Annotated in this window: 16 protein-coding genes; 8 read left to right on the forward strand and 8 right to left on the reverse strand. The window is 53.4% G+C overall.

Features of this window, described 5'->3' with window-relative positions:
- Nucleotides 1-106: 106 nt before the first annotated feature.
- Nucleotides 107-1,042, reverse strand: a complete 936-nt coding sequence (locus EDC54_RS13230) for a transketolase family protein (protein ID WP_132457086.1) — start codon at nucleotides 1,040-1,042, stop codon at nucleotides 107-109.
- Entirely contained in the window at nucleotides 1,035-1,865 is an 831-nt protein-coding gene (locus tag EDC54_RS13235; protein WP_132457088.1) for a transketolase, read from the reverse strand. The genes EDC54_RS13230 and EDC54_RS13235 overlap by 8 nt, the downstream gene beginning before the upstream one ends.
- Nucleotides 1,866-2,228: 363 nt before the next feature.
- On the opposite strand from EDC54_RS13235, the gene EDC54_RS13240 reads away from it, so the two are divergent.
- The 8 genes from EDC54_RS13240 (at nucleotide 2,229) to EDC54_RS13275 (ending at nucleotide 11,017) form a co-directional block, all read left to right on the forward strand.
- Complete coding sequence (locus EDC54_RS13240) at nucleotides 2,229-3,179, forward strand: sugar-binding transcriptional regulator (RefSeq protein WP_132457091.1); 951 nt, start codon at nucleotides 2,229-2,231, stop codon at nucleotides 3,177-3,179.
- Nucleotides 3,180-3,535: 356 nt separating this feature from the next.
- A complete protein-coding gene (locus EDC54_RS13245; protein ID WP_132457094.1) occupies nucleotides 3,536-5,062 on the forward strand; it encodes an FGGY family carbohydrate kinase in 1,527 nt (508 codons plus the stop codon).
- 64 nt (nucleotides 5,063-5,126) lie between these two features.
- Nucleotides 5,127-6,062, forward strand: a complete 936-nt coding sequence (locus EDC54_RS13250) for a D-ribose ABC transporter substrate-binding protein (RefSeq protein ID WP_132457097.1) — start codon at nucleotides 5,127-5,129, stop codon at nucleotides 6,060-6,062.
- A 50-nt stretch (nucleotides 6,063-6,112) separates the two neighbouring features.
- Nucleotides 6,113-6,733 carry a DUF2291 family protein gene (locus EDC54_RS13255; RefSeq protein WP_132457100.1) on the forward strand — a complete coding sequence of 207 codons (621 nt, stop codon included), beginning with the start codon at nucleotides 6,113-6,115 and terminating at the stop codon, nucleotides 6,731-6,733.
- Nucleotide 6,734: 1 nt separating this feature from the next.
- Nucleotides 6,735-8,279, forward strand: coding sequence for a sugar ABC transporter ATP-binding protein (locus tag EDC54_RS13260; protein ID WP_132457103.1), 1,545 nt, complete (start codon nucleotides 6,735-6,737; stop codon nucleotides 8,277-8,279).
- 17 nt (nucleotides 8,280-8,296) lie between these two features.
- On the forward strand, nucleotides 8,297-9,364 hold the full coding sequence (locus tag EDC54_RS13265) for an ABC transporter permease (RefSeq protein WP_132457106.1): 1,068 nt from the start codon (nucleotides 8,297-8,299) through the stop codon (nucleotides 9,362-9,364).
- Nucleotides 9,365-9,414: 50 nt separating this feature from the next.
- Nucleotides 9,415-10,212, forward strand: a complete 798-nt coding sequence (locus tag EDC54_RS13270; RefSeq protein WP_132457109.1) for a glucose 1-dehydrogenase — start codon at nucleotides 9,415-9,417, stop codon at nucleotides 10,210-10,212.
- Between the two features lie 19 nt (nucleotides 10,213-10,231).
- Nucleotides 10,232-11,017 carry an SDR family oxidoreductase gene (locus tag EDC54_RS13275; protein WP_132457112.1) on the forward strand — a complete coding sequence of 262 codons (786 nt, stop codon included), beginning with the start codon at nucleotides 10,232-10,234 and terminating at the stop codon, nucleotides 11,015-11,017.
- 114 nt (nucleotides 11,018-11,131) lie between these two features.
- Here the strand turns inward: EDC54_RS13275 and phoU are convergent, their stop codons facing one another.
- The 6 genes from phoU to glmS form a co-directional block, all read right to left on the reverse strand.
- Nucleotides 11,132-11,863 carry a phosphate signaling complex protein PhoU gene (phoU, locus tag EDC54_RS13280; RefSeq protein ID WP_132457115.1) on the reverse strand — a complete coding sequence of 244 codons (732 nt, stop codon included), beginning with the start codon at nucleotides 11,861-11,863 and terminating at the stop codon, nucleotides 11,132-11,134.
- A gap of 12 nt (nucleotides 11,864-11,875) precedes the next feature.
- Nucleotides 11,876-12,652: a phosphate ABC transporter ATP-binding protein PstB gene (pstB, locus tag EDC54_RS13285; protein WP_039346412.1), complete on the reverse strand. Its 777-nt coding sequence runs from the start codon at nucleotides 12,650-12,652 to the stop codon at nucleotides 11,876-11,878.
- 68 nt (nucleotides 12,653-12,720) lie between these two features.
- On the reverse strand, nucleotides 12,721-13,608 hold the full coding sequence (gene pstA / locus EDC54_RS13290; RefSeq protein ID WP_132457118.1) for a phosphate ABC transporter permease PstA: 888 nt from the start codon (nucleotides 13,606-13,608) through the stop codon (nucleotides 12,721-12,723).
- Nucleotides 13,608-14,567: a phosphate ABC transporter permease PstC gene (pstC, locus tag EDC54_RS13295; protein ID WP_132457121.1), complete on the reverse strand. Its 960-nt coding sequence runs from the start codon at nucleotides 14,565-14,567 to the stop codon at nucleotides 13,608-13,610. Before pstC ends, pstA begins: the two co-directional genes overlap by 1 nt.
- A gap of 132 nt (nucleotides 14,568-14,699) precedes the next feature.
- Nucleotides 14,700-15,740: a phosphate ABC transporter substrate-binding protein PstS gene (gene pstS, locus EDC54_RS13300; RefSeq protein WP_132457124.1), complete on the reverse strand. Its 1,041-nt coding sequence runs from the start codon at nucleotides 15,738-15,740 to the stop codon at nucleotides 14,700-14,702.
- Between the two features lie 226 nt (nucleotides 15,741-15,966).
- A complete protein-coding gene (gene glmS, locus EDC54_RS13305; protein WP_132457127.1) occupies nucleotides 15,967-17,799 on the reverse strand; it encodes a glutamine--fructose-6-phosphate transaminase (isomerizing) in 1,833 nt (610 codons plus the stop codon).
- Between the last annotated feature and the right edge of the window lie 70 nt (nucleotides 17,800-17,869).

Genomic DNA, 17,869 nt, shown 5'->3' on the forward strand with positions numbered 1-17,869 from the left:
TTGGCAGATTATTCTGCTGAAAAGGGGTTTTTAAGCAGATGGAAGACGGTAATCTGACGTATCTGAGGGGAGCCCGGCGGGACTTCTGGCTGCCGGGCTGAGTACGTTACACAAAAGTCTTAACCAACTCGACGATACTGCGCGCATCAAATCCATGATGCTGACGCAGGTAAGCCCGATCGGACGCCACGGCATATTCACCATCCGGGATCCCTAGCCGTTTCAGCCTGATCGCCGCGGCGGATTCCGCCAACACCTCCGCCACCAGGCTACCTAAACCGCCATTCACGTTATGTTCTTCAACAGAGATGACAGTATGGCAATCACGCATCGCCGCCAGTAAAGCGTTCGTATCACAGGGACGCAGCGACGGCACACCGATCGCCTTCACCCGTATGCCGCTATCCGCTAACATCGCCGCCGCGTCAACGATTTCATGCACGGTCGATCCCGTTGCCACCAGCGCGATATCGCGACCTTCGCGCAATGTGACGACGGCGCCCGGCGTGAAGCGGTAATTTTCGTCATACAGTTCCGGTAATGCTTTACCATCCATCCGGATATAAACCGGGCCGGTATGCGCTAACGCATAGTCGATAATCTGGCGGCATTCGCGCGGCGACGAAGGGGCAAAAATCTGAATATTGCCGAACCCACGCATCACCGCAAGATCGTCAATAGAATGATGCGTGCTCGCCAGCGGACCGTAGCTGGCCCCGGCATTCAGCCCAAAGAGCTTCACATTGACATTGTTGTAACAGATATCCACTTTAATCTGTTCGTTCGACCGGGAAATCAGGAATGGCGCGGCGTTACAGGTTACCGCGACTTTTCCGCCCAGCGCTAACCCAGCGGCAGTTCCCACCAGAGATTGCTCGGCAATCCCCACATTAACCAGACGTTCGGGGAATTTCTGCACAAAAGGCGAAATTTTTGCCGTCGAGGTCGAGTCCGCCACAACCGGCACCAGATCGATACCGCGCTCGACGGCATCAATAAACGCCTGCACCATGACATTGGCCAGATGTTCCGCATTACTCATCTTTTAGTTCCTCCAGAGCCAGCTCGACCTCATCGCCTTTCGGTACCCGATGGTGCCATTCCGGACGCCCTTGTATAAAGGAAATACCGGCGCCTTTGGTGGTATTCGCGATAACGACATTCGGCTTTCCTTCCTGCTTCAGCCCTTCAATCGTCGCCACCACCGAAGCCATATCGTTCCCCTGGCACTCCGTCACCGTCAGGCCAAACGCTCGCCACTTGTCGGCCAGCGGATCGGTATTCATGATGTCACGGGTAGCGCCGGCCAGTTGCAGGTTGTTTTTGTCGTTGATAATAATCAGGTTATCAAGGCCATAATGGGCGGCGGCCAGAGCGGCCTCCCAATTACTGCCTTCCGCCAGCTCGCCATCCCCCGTGATCAGAAAAACCCGACGACGGCTATTATCGCGTTTTGCGGCGAGCGCAATCCCTACCGCGACAGGTAAACCGTGGCCGAGCGCCCCGGTATTCAACTCAATACCGGGCGTTTTTTGCCGTACTGGGTGGCCGGGAAGATGGGAATCAGGGTGCTGATAGGTCGCTAACCAATCCACGGGGAAAAAGCCGGCCTCCGCCAATACGCAGTAATAACACCCCACCGCATGTCCTTTTGACTGGATATAGATATCGCGCGCGTTATCATCAATGCGATCGGGCGCGACGTTCAAAATCCGAAAGTACAGCGCAGTAAGCAGTTCAACCTGAGAGAGATCGGCGCCGGTGTGGCCTCCCGCCGGACTGTTGGCGTTCATCCTGATAATATGCCGACGCACGGCACGCGCTTTGCGCTCCAGCGCGGCAATATCGTAATTATAGGGATTCATTTAATACCTCTGGATTTAATTTCAATATTGAATATTTATTCCTTAAGGGACTAAAAAATCTGATACTCTCATACAACACGCAACAGTTAGGATGCCAATGCAACGTGTTCAGATACATTTTGCCTCCTTATCATCAGGTATACCGACACCCGGTGAACTTTTCAGTTGAACTGAAATGCAATTGAATATATATTCATATGTGATTCTTTATTCAATTATTTGCCAATCCGGGGATTTTGTCTACAGCAGAATTGCAGAATCGATGAAAATTTGAGCCATATCACACTTAATGGCGTTTTTTTTTCGCGTATCCTGAGTCGCTCTCACATAATGGCGGCAGGTAACTCTTCTTTGGGGATCTACATGGCTAAACAGGACGAACAACGGCTACTGGTAAAAATTGCAACGCTTTACTACCTTGAGGGACGCAAACAGTCAGATATCGCTCAGCTTCTCTCGCTCTCTCAGTCATTTGTCTCCAGAGCAATTACCCGTTGTCAGAAAGAAGGTGTGGTAAAAATCAGCGTGGTGCAGCCTTCCAACATTTTCCTCAATCTGGAAAAAGGCATTGAAGACCGTTTCGGCATCAAACAAGCCATCGTCGTCGATACGGAAGACGATGCCTCAGACCATACTATCAAACGCGCCATCGGCTCCGCCGCCGCGCACTATCTGGAAACCCGCCTGCGGCCGAAAGATCTCGTCGGGGTTTCCTCGTGGAGCTCAACCATTCGCGCCATGGTTGATGAAGTCCATACGCAGAACCTGAAGGCGAGCGGCGTGATCCAACTGCTTGGCGGCGTCGGCCCTAACGGCAACGTACAGGCCACCATCCTGACCCAGACGCTGGCGAAACAGCTCAACTGCGATGCATGGCTTCTTCCCTCACAGAGCATTGAAGGGTCGATGGAAGAGAAAAACCGGCTACTCGCCAGTAAAGATGTTGCCGACGTCATTGCCCGCTTCGATGACATGGATATCGCCATTGTCGGCATCGGTATTCTTGAGCCGTCACAGCTACTCAAAACATCCGGAAACTATTACCACGAAGACATGCTTCAGGTGCTGGCAGAGCGTGGCGCGGTGGGGGATATTTGCCTCCACTATTATGACAAACAGGGCAAAGCCGTATTGCGGGACGATGAAGATCCGGTGATCGGAATGGAACTTGATAAAGTCAAAAATTGCCAAAATGTGGTCGCACTGGCTGGTGGAACCGAGAAAGTCGCCGCCATCAAAGGCGCCCTGAACGGCGGCTACATTGATGTTTTAATCACCGATTACCCCACAGCCAGGGGACTGATGGAAGACTAAGCCAACCGTCAGGTTCAGCGTCCCCCGCCTTTTTACTGTGTCATACCCCTAAAGGCGGGAAAATAAAATCCTTAATATTCATTAATATAGAACATCCCTTCAGCCTGACGATTTTTCCTCATACGCTTTTCCTCTTTGCAGATAAATGTGATTACCAGCACAAATGAAGCTTTTGCCAGTGGCTTGGCTGAAGGATTCTGGCTAAGGTATAAAATATATAATCAATACAGAATATATATTCATTAGTGACAAAAATGATAACAGAATGTCGCACAAGATCCTGACTGGAATGTGATAGGGCACCAGGGAAGCACTATTCGACGCCGGGATGATAGATGTGACTCAGGAGTACAGCCATGCTCAATACCAATAATAACGTTATCATCGCTCTCGACGAGGGGACAACCAACGCCAAAGCCGTGGCGTTGGACGGACAGGGGAACGTCATCGCCAAATTTTCTCAGCCGTTAACCATTCAGACGCCGCGCGAAGGCTGGGTGGAACAATCGGGAGAAATGCTGGTTTCCGCCTCCTTAAACGTCATCTCACAGGCGATTGCCCATGTCGGCGCGAACAACGTTGCCGGGCTGGCCATCAGCAACCAGCGTGAAACGGCAATTGGCTGGTACCGCCATACGGGAAAACCCCTGAACGCCGCCATCACCTGGCAATGCAGTCGTAGCGCGGATTTTTGCGAATCACTGCGTCACAATCGCCTCGAAGAAAAAATAAAAACGATCACCGGGCTTCCCGTCGCGCCGCTATTTTCAGCCTCGAAGATGCGCTGGCTGCTGGAATCCATCCCCCAGGGTCTGCAACTCGCACAGCAGGGTGAAATCTGCCTTGGAACCATCGATAGCTGGCTGCTGTGGAATCTCACGGGCGGCGAACAGTTTGCCTGCGACTACTCTAACGCCGCACGCACCCAACTGCTTAATTTGCACAACGGGCAGTGGGATGACGAGATGCTAAATATTTTTCATCTGCCGCGTATTGCGCTGCCGACGATAAAACCCTCCAGCGGCCTGTTCGGTTATACCCGCGGCCTGCCCCTTATCCCCGATGGTCTGCCGATCCTGTCGATGATTGGCGATTCCCATGCCGCGCTGTTTGGTCATGCCCTGGGCGAACTGGGCCGCGTTAAAGCCACCTACGGCACGGGGTCATCGGTGATGGCGCCTGTACGCACGCCGCAAAGCACCGTTCAGGCGCTGGCGACCACGGTGGCCTGGCATGACGGGCAGCATTTGGTGTACGGGCTGGAAGGCAATATTCCACATACCGGCGACGCCGTCGCATGGATGGTAAACAGCACCGGCCTGAATGACCTGGCCGAACCGGCGCTGGCTGAGCGCTTAAATACCCTGCCCGCATCCGTCGATTCGACGCTGGGCGTCTATTTTGTTCCGGCGTTGACAGGACTCGGCGCACCGTGGTGGGACGATCGGGCCAGAGGGACAATCTGCGGGTTGAGCCGTGGCGTGACGCAGGCACATCTAATCCGCGCCGCGCTGGAATCCATCGCCTACCAGATAACCGATGTTGTTGACGCCATGCGCCAGCATGACGACTTTTCGCTTAACGCACTCATGGTGGATGGCGGACCAACGAAAAACGACTGGCTGATGCAGTTTCAGGCTGACTTGCTCGGCTGCCCGGTCATGCGCAGCAATGTCGCAGAACTGTCAGCCATCGGTGCCGCCCTGCTCGCCCGCAAAGCGCTGGACCACCTCTCGCAGGAGGAACTCAGCGCCTTCAGCGCCCGACACCATACCTTCCAGCCTGACATGGCGCGTCATGAATGTTTGCAGGAAAGATGGCGCGGCTGGCAACAGGCCGTGGAAAGGACCCGATGGCAGCCGCCATCAACGAACCACAGTTGAATCAAGTCATCGCATTTACGTTGTTTCCCCCGTACCCGAAAATAACTAAAGAGAGAACATCGTTATGAAATTACGTCTATCCCTACTGACCTTTGCCGCCATGACCGCGTTTTCCCTGTCCGCTCAGGCGGCGGAAAAAGGCACTATCATGATCCTCGTGAACTCGCTGGATAACCCTTATTATGCCTCCGAAGCGAAAGGGGCCAGCGAAAAAGCGCAGGCGCTCGGATACAAAACCACCATTCTGTCGCATGGCGAAGATGTTAAAAAACAAAATGAGCTGATCGACACGGCGATCGGTAAAAAGGTTCAGGGCATTATTCTCGATAATGCCGACTCGACCGCCAGCGTCGCCGCGGTGAAAAAAGCCAAAGACGCGGGGATCCCGGTGGTCTTGATTAACCGCGAAATTCCCGTTGACGACGTGGCATTAGTCCAAATCACCCACAACAATTTTCAGGCCGGTTCTGAAGTCGCCAACGTATTCGTGGAGAAAATGGGCGAGAAAGGCAAATACGCAGAATTAACCTGTAACCTCGCGGATAATAACTGCGTCACCCGCTCCAAATCATTCCATCAGGTTCTCGATCAATACCCGGAAATGCGTAGCATCGCCAAACAGGATGCGAAAGGCACCCTGATTGACGGCAAACGCATCATGGACAGCATTCTCCAGGCCCACCCGGATGTAAAAGGGGTGATCTGCGGCAATGGCCCGGTCGCGCTGGGCGCGATTGCGGCGCTGAAAGCCGCCAACCGCAACGATGTGATCGTCGTTGGCATTGACGGCAGCAATGATGAACGCGATGCGGTAAAAGCCGGCTCGTTGCAGGCAACCGTAATGCTACAGGCCCAGGCCGTCGCCGCGCAGGGCGTTACCGATTTGGATAACTACCTGCAAAATGGCCAAAAACCCGCCAAACAGCGCGTCATGTTCCGCGGCATCCTGATTGATAAGGATAACGCAGACAAGGTGCAGGATTTCAATATCAAGTCTTGATTTCGTGTTGTCTTGCGCCCCCGCCCCGCCGGGGGCGCAAAGGAGGGGTTATGTATAAGCAAGCATGTCTCATGCTGGCATTTCTCATGCTGGGCGGTTGCCGGATTGTCTCCGAACAAGAGCTGGCCGAACTAAAATCGCCGCCGAATCCACACATGGCAAACATCGCGCAAACCTGGCAAGAAAAACTGGTTCCACAGGTGGTTTCGCTGGCTCGTCCGGCTGACGAACTACTGGCCGCAATAAATACGGCAAAAGACTTTGACGCCGCCTGCGAAACGCTGGGTTACCGTGCTCAGGAAGAAAACCCGTGCATTTTCTTTGTCAACATCAGGGGAAAAATCGACAACATTGATACCTCGTCGCGCAGCGGTAAGCTCACGCTGCAAGACACCAGCGGCAACCGCGTAGTGGTGCAAATCGGGCCGACCCTTCGTGGTACGCAATTACGCGACGGCTACAAAGACACAAGCTACGGCGACTTCAACGATCAGGTTCTTTACGGTGACTACAGCCGGGCCATCAACGATGAAGCGGTCAAGATGATCCAGGCGGCAGACTTAACGGTCGGAAAAAATGTGGAAATTTACGGGGTGTTTTCCGCGTGGGATACGCCAACCACGCTACCCGATATTACCCCCGCGAAGATCGTGCCTTCGGAGGAGAAATAAGATGCCGCAGCAAGATCTCGTTAATGCACCGTCTGCCGAGAGCAATATTATTATTGAAACGCGCAATTTATCCCGCGTTTATCCCGGTGTTACCGCGCTGGACAATGTGAATTACCGAGTCTATCGCAATAAGGTGAATGTCCTGATTGGCGAGAATGGCGCGGGTAAATCAACAATGATGAAAATGCTGGCCGGCGTGGAAACGCCGTCCTCTGGCGAAATCATTCTTGACGGGAAGCCGATCACGTTGAATTCCACGCATCAGGCGGAAAAACACGGCGTCAGCATTATTTTTCAGGAATTGAACTTATTCCCGAATATGAATGTGATGGACAATATTTTTATTGCCAATGAGTTCTTTCAGCACGGCAAGATTAATGAAAAATACCAGTATGCGTTAGCCAAATCCCTGCTTGAGCGTCTTGAACTGGACGTCGATCCCTATACGCCGTTGGAAGAGTTGGGTATCGGCCACCAACAACTGGTCGAAATTGCCCGCGCGTTATCAAAAGATACGCGGGTGCTGATCATGGATGAACCAACCTCCGCGCTCAGCCAGTCGGAGGTAAAAGTGCTGTTCAGCGTCATTGAACAGCTTAAACGCCGCGGCGTCACCATTATTTATATCTCCCATCGTCTGGAAGAGCTGATGGAAATCGGCGACCACATCACCATTTTCCGCGATGGGTGTTTCATCAGTGAACGGCAGGTTAGCGACGCCAGCATACCGTGGATTATCGAGCAAATGGTGGGCGATAAGAAAAAACATTTTGACTATCAGCGTGCGCCTCACGGTGAAACCGTGCTGAATGTCAACGGCCTGACGGCCCTGCACCAGAGCGGCGGCTACAAACTTAACGATGTCACCTTTAGCCTGCGAAAAGGCGAAGTTGTCGGCATTTACGGCCTGCTCGGCGCCGGACGCACCGAGTTATTCAAAGGACTCATCGGGCTGATGCCCTGTCAGCATGGCAGCGTACATTTGAACGGCCAGTGCCTCGACAAAGCGGGCTTCCACGCGCGATTGAAGAAAGGGCTGGCGCTGGTGCCGGAAGACCGCCAGAAAGAAGGCGTCATCCAACTGATGTCGATTCAATCCAATATGACATTGTCCGATCTGAGCCTCAAAGGGTTTCGCCGCGCCTGGAAATGGCTAAACCCGCGCAAGGAACGCACCAGCGTGAAAGACATGGTTCAGCAGTTGGCGATTAAAGTCGGCGACCCCGACCTGCCTATCACCTCACTCAGCGGCGGCAACCAGCAAAAAGTGGTGCTGGGAAAAGCGCTGATGACGCAACCTCAGGTGGTGCTACTCGATGAACCGACGCGGGGAATCGACGTCGGCGCCAAAACCGACGTATACCACCTTATCGGTCGCATGGCGCAACAAGGACTGGCGGTGATGTTCTCCTCATCAGAGCTGGATGAAGTGATGGCGCTGGCGGACCGCATTCTGGTCATGGCCGATGGCCGTATCACTGCGGATTTACCGCGCCAGGCCATCACCCGTGAAAAGCTTATCGCGTCGTCAACCCCTCAAGACTAATCAGGCTGGAACGCATCATGAACCAGAAATATATGATTTATATGACCCTGCTGAAAGCCAGAACGTTTATTGCCCTGTTGCTGGTGATCGCCTTTTTCAGCGTGACGGTACCGAATTTCCTGACACCCTCTAACCTGCTGATTATGACTCAGCATGTCGCCATCACCGGCCTGCTGGCGATAGGTATGACGCTGGTGATTCTGACAGGCGGCATCGACCTGTCGGTCGGCGCCGTGGCGGGGATCTGCGGCATGGTCGCGGGGGCGTTGCTGACCAACGGGCTGCCGCTGTGGGGCGGCAATATTGTCTTTTTCAACGTACTGGAAGTGATCTTCGTTGTTGCAATTTTCGGCATGCTTATCGGTCTGATCAACGGTACGGTAATCACGCGATTCGGCGTCGCGCCGTTTATTTGTACGCTGGGTATGATGTACGTGGCGCGCGGCGTGGCGCTGCTGTTTAACAACGGTAGTACCTACCCTAATCTGAACGGCATGGCGCAATTGGGCAACACCGGTTTCTCTCTGCTCGGCTCCGGTACGCTGCTGGGAATTTACATCCCCATCTGGCTGATGCTGGCGTTCCTGATCGTAGGCTATTGGATCACCAGTAAAACGCCGCTGGGCCGCTATATCTATGCCATCGGCGGGAATGAATCCGCCGCACGTCTGGCCGGCGTCCCCGGCGTAAAAGTAAAAATCTTTGTCTACGCCTTCTCCGGCCTGTGCGCCGCACTGGTTGGGCTGATCGTCGCCTCACAGCTGCAAACCGCCCACCCAATGACCGGCAACATGTTTGAAATGGATGCCATCGGCGCCACGGTACTCGGCGGTACGGCACTGGCGGGCGGACGTGGCCGCGTCTTTGGCTCGATTATCGGGGCGTTTGTCATCGTTTTCCTCGCCGACGGCATGGTCATGATGGGCGTCAGCGATTTCTGGCAGATGGTCATCAAAGGTGTGGTTATCGTCACCGCCGTCGTGATCGATCAGTTCCAACAACGCCTGCAAAATAAAGTCATCCTACTGCGCCGTCATGAAGAGAAACAGGGCCTCGCGCAGCGTACTCAAGCCACACAAGGCTAAGAAAAACATCGCCGGATGCCCGCGGGCCCGGCTTGTTTAAGGAGAACACCATGCAACGAGATTTCCACAATAAAACCATCGTCATTACCGGGGCCTGCCGGGGCATTGGCGCCGGTATCGCTGAACGTTTTGCCAGAGACGGCGCCCGGTTGGTCATGGTTTCTAATGCCGAGCGGGTTCACGAAACGGCAGAACAGCTGCGCCAGCGATATCAGGCCGACATTCTCGCCATACAGGCCGATGTCACCGATGAAAAACAGGTTCAGGCGCTGTACCAGCAGGCGGCGGAGCGCTTCGGCACCATTGATGTCTCCGTTCAAAACGCCGGCATCATCACTATCGACTATTTCGACCGTATGCCCAAAACCGACTTCGAGAAGGTGTTGGCCGTCAATACGACCGGCGTCTGGCTGTGCTGTCGCGAAGCCGCAAAATACATGGTCAAACAACGTCACGGCAGTCTCATCAACACCTCATCCGGGCAGGGACGTCAAGGGTTCATCTATACCCCCCACTACGCAGCCAGCAAAATGGGCGTCATTGGCATCACGCAAAGTTTGTCGCAGGAGCTGGCAGCCTGGAACATCACCGTTAATGCTTTCTGCCCCGGCATTATTGAAAGTGAGATGTGGGATTACAACGATCGCGTCTGGGGACAAATCCTCAGTAACGAACAAAAACGGTATGGCAAAGGTGAACTGATGGCCGAATGGGTACAGGGCATTCCGCTAAAACGCGCGGGTAAACCGCAGGACGTGGCCGGTCTTGTCGCCTTCCTTGCGTCGGATGATGCCCGTTATATCACCGGTCAAACCATCAACGTTGACGGCGGTTTAATCATGTCCTGAAAGGATGGAGAACAGAAAAATGATAACGAAAGATTTTGCTCAAACGTTATTTAGACTCAAGGATCGCGTTGCGTTCGTCACCGGCGCAGGCAGCGGTATCGGCCAGACAATCGCTTATGGTCTGGCGAGCGCGGGCGCCAAAGTGGTGTGCTTCGACTTACGGGAAGATGGCGGCCTTGCGGAAACGGTAAAAAATATCGCTTCCCTAGGTGGCGAAGCCTGTCTGTTTACCGGCGACGTGCGCCAGCTAAGCGAACTGCGCGCGGCGGTGCAGTTGGCGAAGCGCCAGTACGGTCGGCTGGATATTGCCGTGAATGCCGCCGGTATCGCCAATGCTAATCCGGCGCTGGAAATGGAATCAGAACAGTGGCAAACGGTGATTGATATCAACCTCACCGGCGTGTGGAATGCCTGCAAAGCCGAGGCAGAACTGATGGTGGAAAGTGGCGGCGGCTCAATCATTAACATCGCCTCCATGTCTGGCGTCATCGTTAACCGCGGGCTGGAACAGGCACACTATAACAGCTCAAAGGCGGCGGTGATCCACATGAGCAAAAGTCTGGCCATGGAGTGGGTCGATAAAAATATCCGCGTCAACACCATCAGCCCAGGCTACACCGCAACCCCCATGAATACGCGGCCCGAAATGGTGCATCAGACGAAATCATTCGAAAGCCAGACGCCGATGCAACGCATGGCGTCTGTAGAGGAGATGGCGGGCCCGGCTATCTTCCTCGCCAGCAGCGCATCATCATTCTGTACTGGGGTAGACCTGCTGGTCGACGGCGGATTTACCTGCTGGTAACGTAATAAACAGAGCGTCGGTATAACTGGCCGGTATTCCTTCTCGTCCCGGTTCAACGCTGCATACAGATAAGGCCCTGTAAACAGGGCCTTATCGTCGTAGCATAACGCAGCGTTACTCTCCCGCTGTTTTATCTTTCTGCACCAACAGCTTTTCCAGCGCATCGCCGCCAAGGTGGCGGAAATCCTGCCCTTTGACGAAGTAGAAGATAAATTCGCAGATGTTCTGGCAGCGATCGCCGATACGCTCAATAGAGCGGGCGCAGAACAGCGCCGTCAGCACGCTGGGGATGGTGCGGGAATCTTCCATCATGTGGGTCATCAACTGACGCACAATCCCTTCGTACTCTTTATCCACTTTCTTGTCTTCGCGATAGATACGAATCGCTTCGTCCAGATCCATACGGGCAAACGCATCCAGCACATCATGCAACATCTGCACGGTGTGGCGTCCCAATGACTCCAGACTGACCAGCAGCGGCTGATGCTGATGGGAGAATTTCTCCAGCGCGGTGCGACAGATTTTATCCGCCACGTCTCCCATGCGCTCCAGCTCTGAGATGGTTTTGATGATCGCCATCACCAGACGCAGGTCGCTGGCGGTCGGCTGACGTTTGGCGATAATGCGCACGCAGGCTTCATCGATCGCCACTTCCATCATATTAACTTTGGCATCACCTTCAATCACCTGCTGAGCCAGCTGTGCATCCTGATTATGCATAGCGGTGATGGCGTCGCTCAACTGCTGCTCCACCAGCCCGCCCATGGTCAGGACCTGTGTGCGGATATGCTCCAGCTCGGCATTAAACTGACCGGAAATGTGTTTGTTCAGATTCAGATTATCCATGATATACCCTAATCAACCGTAACGGCCGGTGATGTAATCTTCAGTCTGTTTTTGCCGTGGGGCAGTAAACAGGGTGTCGGTGTCGCTGAACTCAATCAGCTCGCCCAGGTACATAAACGCCGTATGGTCTGAGCAACGTGCCGCCTGCTGCATGTTGTGCGTCACAATAACCACGGTGTAATCTTTTTTCAGCTCGGAGATCAGCTCTTCAATACGTCCCGTGGAAATGGGATCGAGCGCGGAACAAGGCTCATCCAGCAGCAAAACGTCAGGACGAATCGCAATCCCCCGCGCGATACATAAACGCTGCTGCTGACCACCAGACAAGCTATAGCCGCTCTGGTGCAGCTTGTCTTTGGTTTCCTGCCACAACGCCGCTTTGGTCAACGCCCACTGAACGCGTTCATCCATATCGGCGCGAGACAGCTTCTCAAACAGGCGAACGCCAAACGCGATGTTATCGTAAATCGACATCGGGAACGGCGTCGGCTTTTGGAAAACCATACCAACTTTGGCGCGCAGCAACGCGATGTCCTGCTTATCCGTCAGAATATTATTCCCATCCAGCAGAATATCGCCCTCGGCGCGCTGTTCAGGATAGAGTTGATACATTTTATTCAGCGTACGCAGCAGCGTGGATTTACCACAGCCGGACGGGCCGATAAACGCGGTAACCTGATTAGCGGCAATATCCAGCGTGATGTTTTTCAACGCATGGAATTTTCCGTAATAGAAATTCAGATCGCGTACCTGGATTTTGCTGGTGGATGTCTCAGTAGCCATACTCATCAAGACTTCTCTCTTTAACCGGGCGTTGGCTGGCAACGCTTTGAATTTATTTGGTGTTTATCCGCAAATTAATGCTTCTTCGCGGAGAAAATAACGCGAGCCAGAATGTTCAGCAGCAGAACGCACAGCGTAATCAGCAACACCCCCGCCCAGGCCAACTGTTGCCATTCCACAAATGGGCTCATGGCAAACTTGAATATGGTGACAGGCAGGTTGGCAATCGGATGCATCAGATCCGTGCTCCAGAACTGATTCGACAGCGACGTAAACAGCAGCGGCGCCGTTTCCCCGGCAATACGCGCGATAGCCAGCAACACGCCGGTGATAATGCCCGATACCGAGGCCTTCAGCGTGATCGCGGAGATCATTTTCCACTTCGGCGTCCCCAACGCATAAGCCGCCTCTCGCAGGCTATCCGGCACCAGTTTGAGCATATTTTCGGTGGTGCGGATCACAATCGGCACTTGCAACAGCGCCAGCGCAATCACCCCCGCCCAACCGGAAAAGTGCTGCATCTTTGCCACGACCAGCGTGTAAACAAACAGACCGACCACAATCGACGGCGCTGACAGCAGGATATCGTTGATGAAACGAATCACTTCGGCGATCCAGGATTTGCGACCATATTCCGCCAGATAGATACCCGCCATGATGCCTAACGGCGTTCCCAGCAGCGTTGCCCACAGGATCAGTAATCCGCTCCCGACAATGGCGTTAGCCAGCCCCCCGCCAGCCGTGTTCGGCGGCGGCGTCATTTCAGTAAACAAGGCCAGCGACATGCCATCCACACCCTTGGTGACCGTCGAGAACAGGATCCAGATCAGCCAGAACAGGCCGAACACCATCGTGGACATGGATAAAAACAGCGCAATGCGGTTTTTCTTACGTCGCCAGGCCTGCATTTTACGCCGCATACGTGTCAGTGCGGCTTCTTGTTCTATGCCTAATGTCGCCATTAGCGCGCCCCCTCATTTTTTGACAGGCGCATAATCATCAGCTTTGAACACGCCAGAACAATAAAGGTAATCACAAACAAAATCAGCCCCAGCTCCATCAGTGCCGCCGTATGCAGGCCGGACTCCGCTTCAGCAAACTCATTCGCCAACGCAGAAGTAATACTGTTACCGGGCATATACAATGACGCGCTGTCGAGCTGGTAGGTATTACCGATGATAAAGGTCACCGCCATGGTTTCCCCCAGCGCGCGTCCCAATCCCAGCATAATCCCCCCGATGACGCCGTTCTTGGTATAAGGCAGCACAATGCGCCAAATCACTTCCCACGTTGTACAGCCGATACCGTAGGCGGACTCTTTCATCATGACCGGCGTTTGCTCAAACACATCACGCATCACCGCCGCAATATACGGAATGATCATAATGGCCAGAATGACGCCGGCGGCCAGAATCCCAATCCCGAACGCCGGACCGGAGAACAACTCGCCAACAATAGGAATGCCGGACAGGACGTTGCCCACCGGCTGCTGAAAGTATTCGGCAAACAGCGGGGCGAAAATGAACAGGCCCCACATGCCGTAAACAATACTCGGTATGGCAGCCAGCAGTTCAATCGCTACGCCAAGCGGGCGCTTCAGCCAGGCTGGCGCCAGTTCCGTCAGAAATAGCGCAATCCCGAAGCTAATCGGAATCGCAATAATCAGAGCAATCAGCGAGGTGACTATCGTGCCGTAAATCGGCACCAGAGCACCAAATTGTTCAGCGGGCGCATCCCACTCTTTCGTCCACAAGAAGGAAAAACCGAACTTTTCGATGCTGGGCCAGGACGCCACAATCAGGGAAAGAATAATACCGCCCAGCAGCAGTAACGTGACCAGCGCCGCCAGTTTTACCAGCGCGCTGAAGAGGATATCGCCATACTTCCCCGGGGCTTTGATAGTTGGCTTGTATTCAGCCATACGTCTCTCTTCTCGTTTTAACGACATATGAAAGGCAGAGAGGTCATTATTCCCCTCCGCCCCAATACAACTTGTTATTCAGTAACGCTGCCAGAACCTGGCATGATGACCAGACACTGGCTATCAATACAATTAATACAACGCCTTACCACTGCTGTCTTTTACCTGCGTTTTCCAGGCAGTACGGATTTGCTCAACCACTTCGTTCGGGAGCGTCGCATAATCCAGCGCGGTCGCCTGCTCGCCGCCTTTCTGGAACGCCCAGTCAAAGAACTTCAGTACTTCAGCGCCTTGTACGGGTTTATCCTGCTTAGTGTGAACCAGAATAAATGTCGTTGATGTGATTGGCCATGCATCAGCGCCTTTCTGATTCGTTAAATCCTGAGCAAAAGACTTGCTCCAGTCGATCTCTTTAGCCGCGTTACTAAAGCTCTCGCCAGTCGGGCTCACAACCTTACCGTCGGCAGAAATCATTTTGGTGTAGGCCAGATTATTCTGCTTGGCATACGCATACTCTACGTAACCGATTGAACCAGGCAGACGCTGAACGAATGCGGCGATCCCATCGTTACCTTTACCGCCCAGACCGGTCGGCCAGTTAACGGTAGATCCTGCGCCGATCTTCTCTTTCCACTCAGGGTTCACTTTCGCCAGATAGCTAGTGAACACGAAGGATGTGCCTGAGCCATCAGCACGGCGAACAACGGCGATATCCTGATCCGGCAGCTTCGCATTGGGGTTCAGTTTGGTAATCGCTGGGTCATTCCATTTTTTGATTTTACCCAGGTAGATATCGCCCAGCGTTTTACCATCCAGCGTTAAATCACCCGATTTGATACCCGGAATATTGACGGCCAGCACCACGCCACCAATCACCGTAGGGAACTGGAACAACCCATCCTGCGCTAATTTATCATCGCTCAGCGGCGCATCAGACGCACCGAAATCCACGGTTTTCGCGATAATTTGTTTCACACCGCCTGAAGAACCGATCCCTTGATAGTTAACTTTATTGCCGGTTTCTTTTTGATAAGAGTCAGCCCATTTAGCGTAAACCGGCGCAGGAAATGTCGCACCCGCACCAGTGAGGTTGGTGGCAGCAAAAGCAGAAAACGCCGTCAAAGAAAAGGTTGCCGCAACAACACTGGCAAGAGTGGTACGCATCAGTTTCATAATCCCTCCTGTGGGATACTCGATGTGTCGATATTGAGTCGTTATCAATCAGAGCTATCAAATCAGAGTGTAGTTTGCAGGAGGAAAAATAGGACAATTCAGTGACAGTAAAATGTACGAAATATGACATTTTTATGACAATGAAATAGCGAAAAAAAAGGGACGGAAATGAAAAACGGGCTGAAGGTAAATAACACGCTGGCTATTTACCTTCATTTTCAAAACATTACTCTACCGTAACGGACTTCGCCAGATTACGCGGCTGATCGACATCGGTGCCTTTAATCAACGCGATGTGATAAGACAGCAGCTGCAACGGCACCGTGTAGAAGATTGGCGCAATCACCTCTTCAATATGCGGCAGCGAGATAACCGTCATATTTTCGCTACTGGTGAAACCGGCATCTTCATCGGCGAAGACATACAGTTCCCCACCGCGCGCCCGAACCTCTTCGATGTTGGATTTCAGTTTTTCCAACAGCTCGTTGTTCGGCGCCACCACGACAACCGGCATATCAGCATCGATCAGCGCCAGCGGGCCGTGCTTCAGCTCGCCAGCCGCATAGGCCTCTGCATGAATGTAAGAGATCTCTTTCAGCTTCAGCGCCCCTTCCATCGCGATCGGATACTGATCGCCACGGCCAAGGAACAATGTATGATGTTTATCAGAGAAACCTTCCGCCAGCGATTCGATGAGTTTGTCCTGAGACAGCATTTGCTCAATACGCGCCGGCAGCGCCTGTAAACCATGAACGATATCATGCTCAATTTGTGCATCCATACCGCGCAGTCGGCCAATACGTGCCACCAGCATCAGCAGAACGGTAAGCTGGGTGGTGAAAGCCTTGGTCGATGCCACGCCAATTTCCACGCCGGCTTTGGTCATTAACGCCAGATCGGATTCGCGCACCAGCGAAGAACCCGCGACGTTACAGATAGCCAGTGACCCCAGATACCCCAGCTCTTTGGACAACCGCAGAGCCGCCAGCGTATCAGCGGTTTCGCCCGACTGAGACAGGGTAATCATCAGGCTGTTCTTACGCAAAGCCGGTTTGCGATAGCGAAACTCGGAAGCGATTTCCACGTCGCACGGAATACCAGCCAGCGCTTCAAACCAGTAGCGAGAAACCATACCGGAGTTGTATGACGTCCCGCAGGCGATAATCTGAACGTGCTCAACCTTCGCCAGCAGTTCATCCGCTTTCGGGCCTAATTCAGAAAGATTGATCTCACCGTAGCTGAAACGCCCTTCAAGGGTATTCTTGATCGCCATCGGCTGTTCATAGATCTCTTTCTGCATGTAATGGCGGTAAGCGCCTTTGTCACCGGCATCGTAATTCACTTTTGATTCGATTTCTTCGCGTGTCGCAAGCTGGCCGGATTTATCAAACACGCGCACATCTCGGCGGGTAATTTCCGCTACATCGCCCTCTTCCAGGAACATAAAGCGACGAGTGACAGGCAGCAGCGCCAGCTGATCGGAAGCAATGAAGTTCTCGCCAACACCGCGGCCAATCACCAGCGGGCTACCCGAGCGAGCAGCGACCAGCACGCTGGGATCGCGGCTGTCCAGTACGACCATACCATACGCGCCGCGCAGCTGTGGGATCACGCGCTTAACCACGTCAACCAGAGATCCCCCATTCTGCTGTTGCTCAAAATGCACCAGATGGGCAACCACTTCCGTATCCGTTTCAGAAACAAAACGATAACCGCGACCGATCATCAGTTCGCGCAGCGGCTCATGGTTTTCGATAATGCCGTTATGAACGATAATAATATGTTCAGAAACATGCGGGTGGGCGTTCTCTTCGGAAGGCTCGCCGTGCGTTGCCCAGCGGGTATGGGCGATACCGGTACCGCCGTGCAGTTCACTCTCATCGGCGGCCTGAGCCAACACTTGCACTTTCCCCAGACGGCGTAAACGGGCGACATGCCCTTCGCCGTCAACCACCGCCAGCCCCGCAGAGTCATAACCACGGTATTCAAGACGGCGTAAACCTTCCAACAAAATTTCTGCAATATCACGTTGCGCGACTGCGCCTACAATTCCACACATCGATGGTATTCCTATAAAAGTGACATATTGTGTCACCTGGGATGTCTTAGATCTGATTGTTCCGGTTTTC

The organism is Samsonia erythrinae (assembly GCF_004342665.1).
GTDB lineage: Bacteria > Pseudomonadota > Gammaproteobacteria > Enterobacterales > Enterobacteriaceae > Samsonia > Samsonia erythrinae.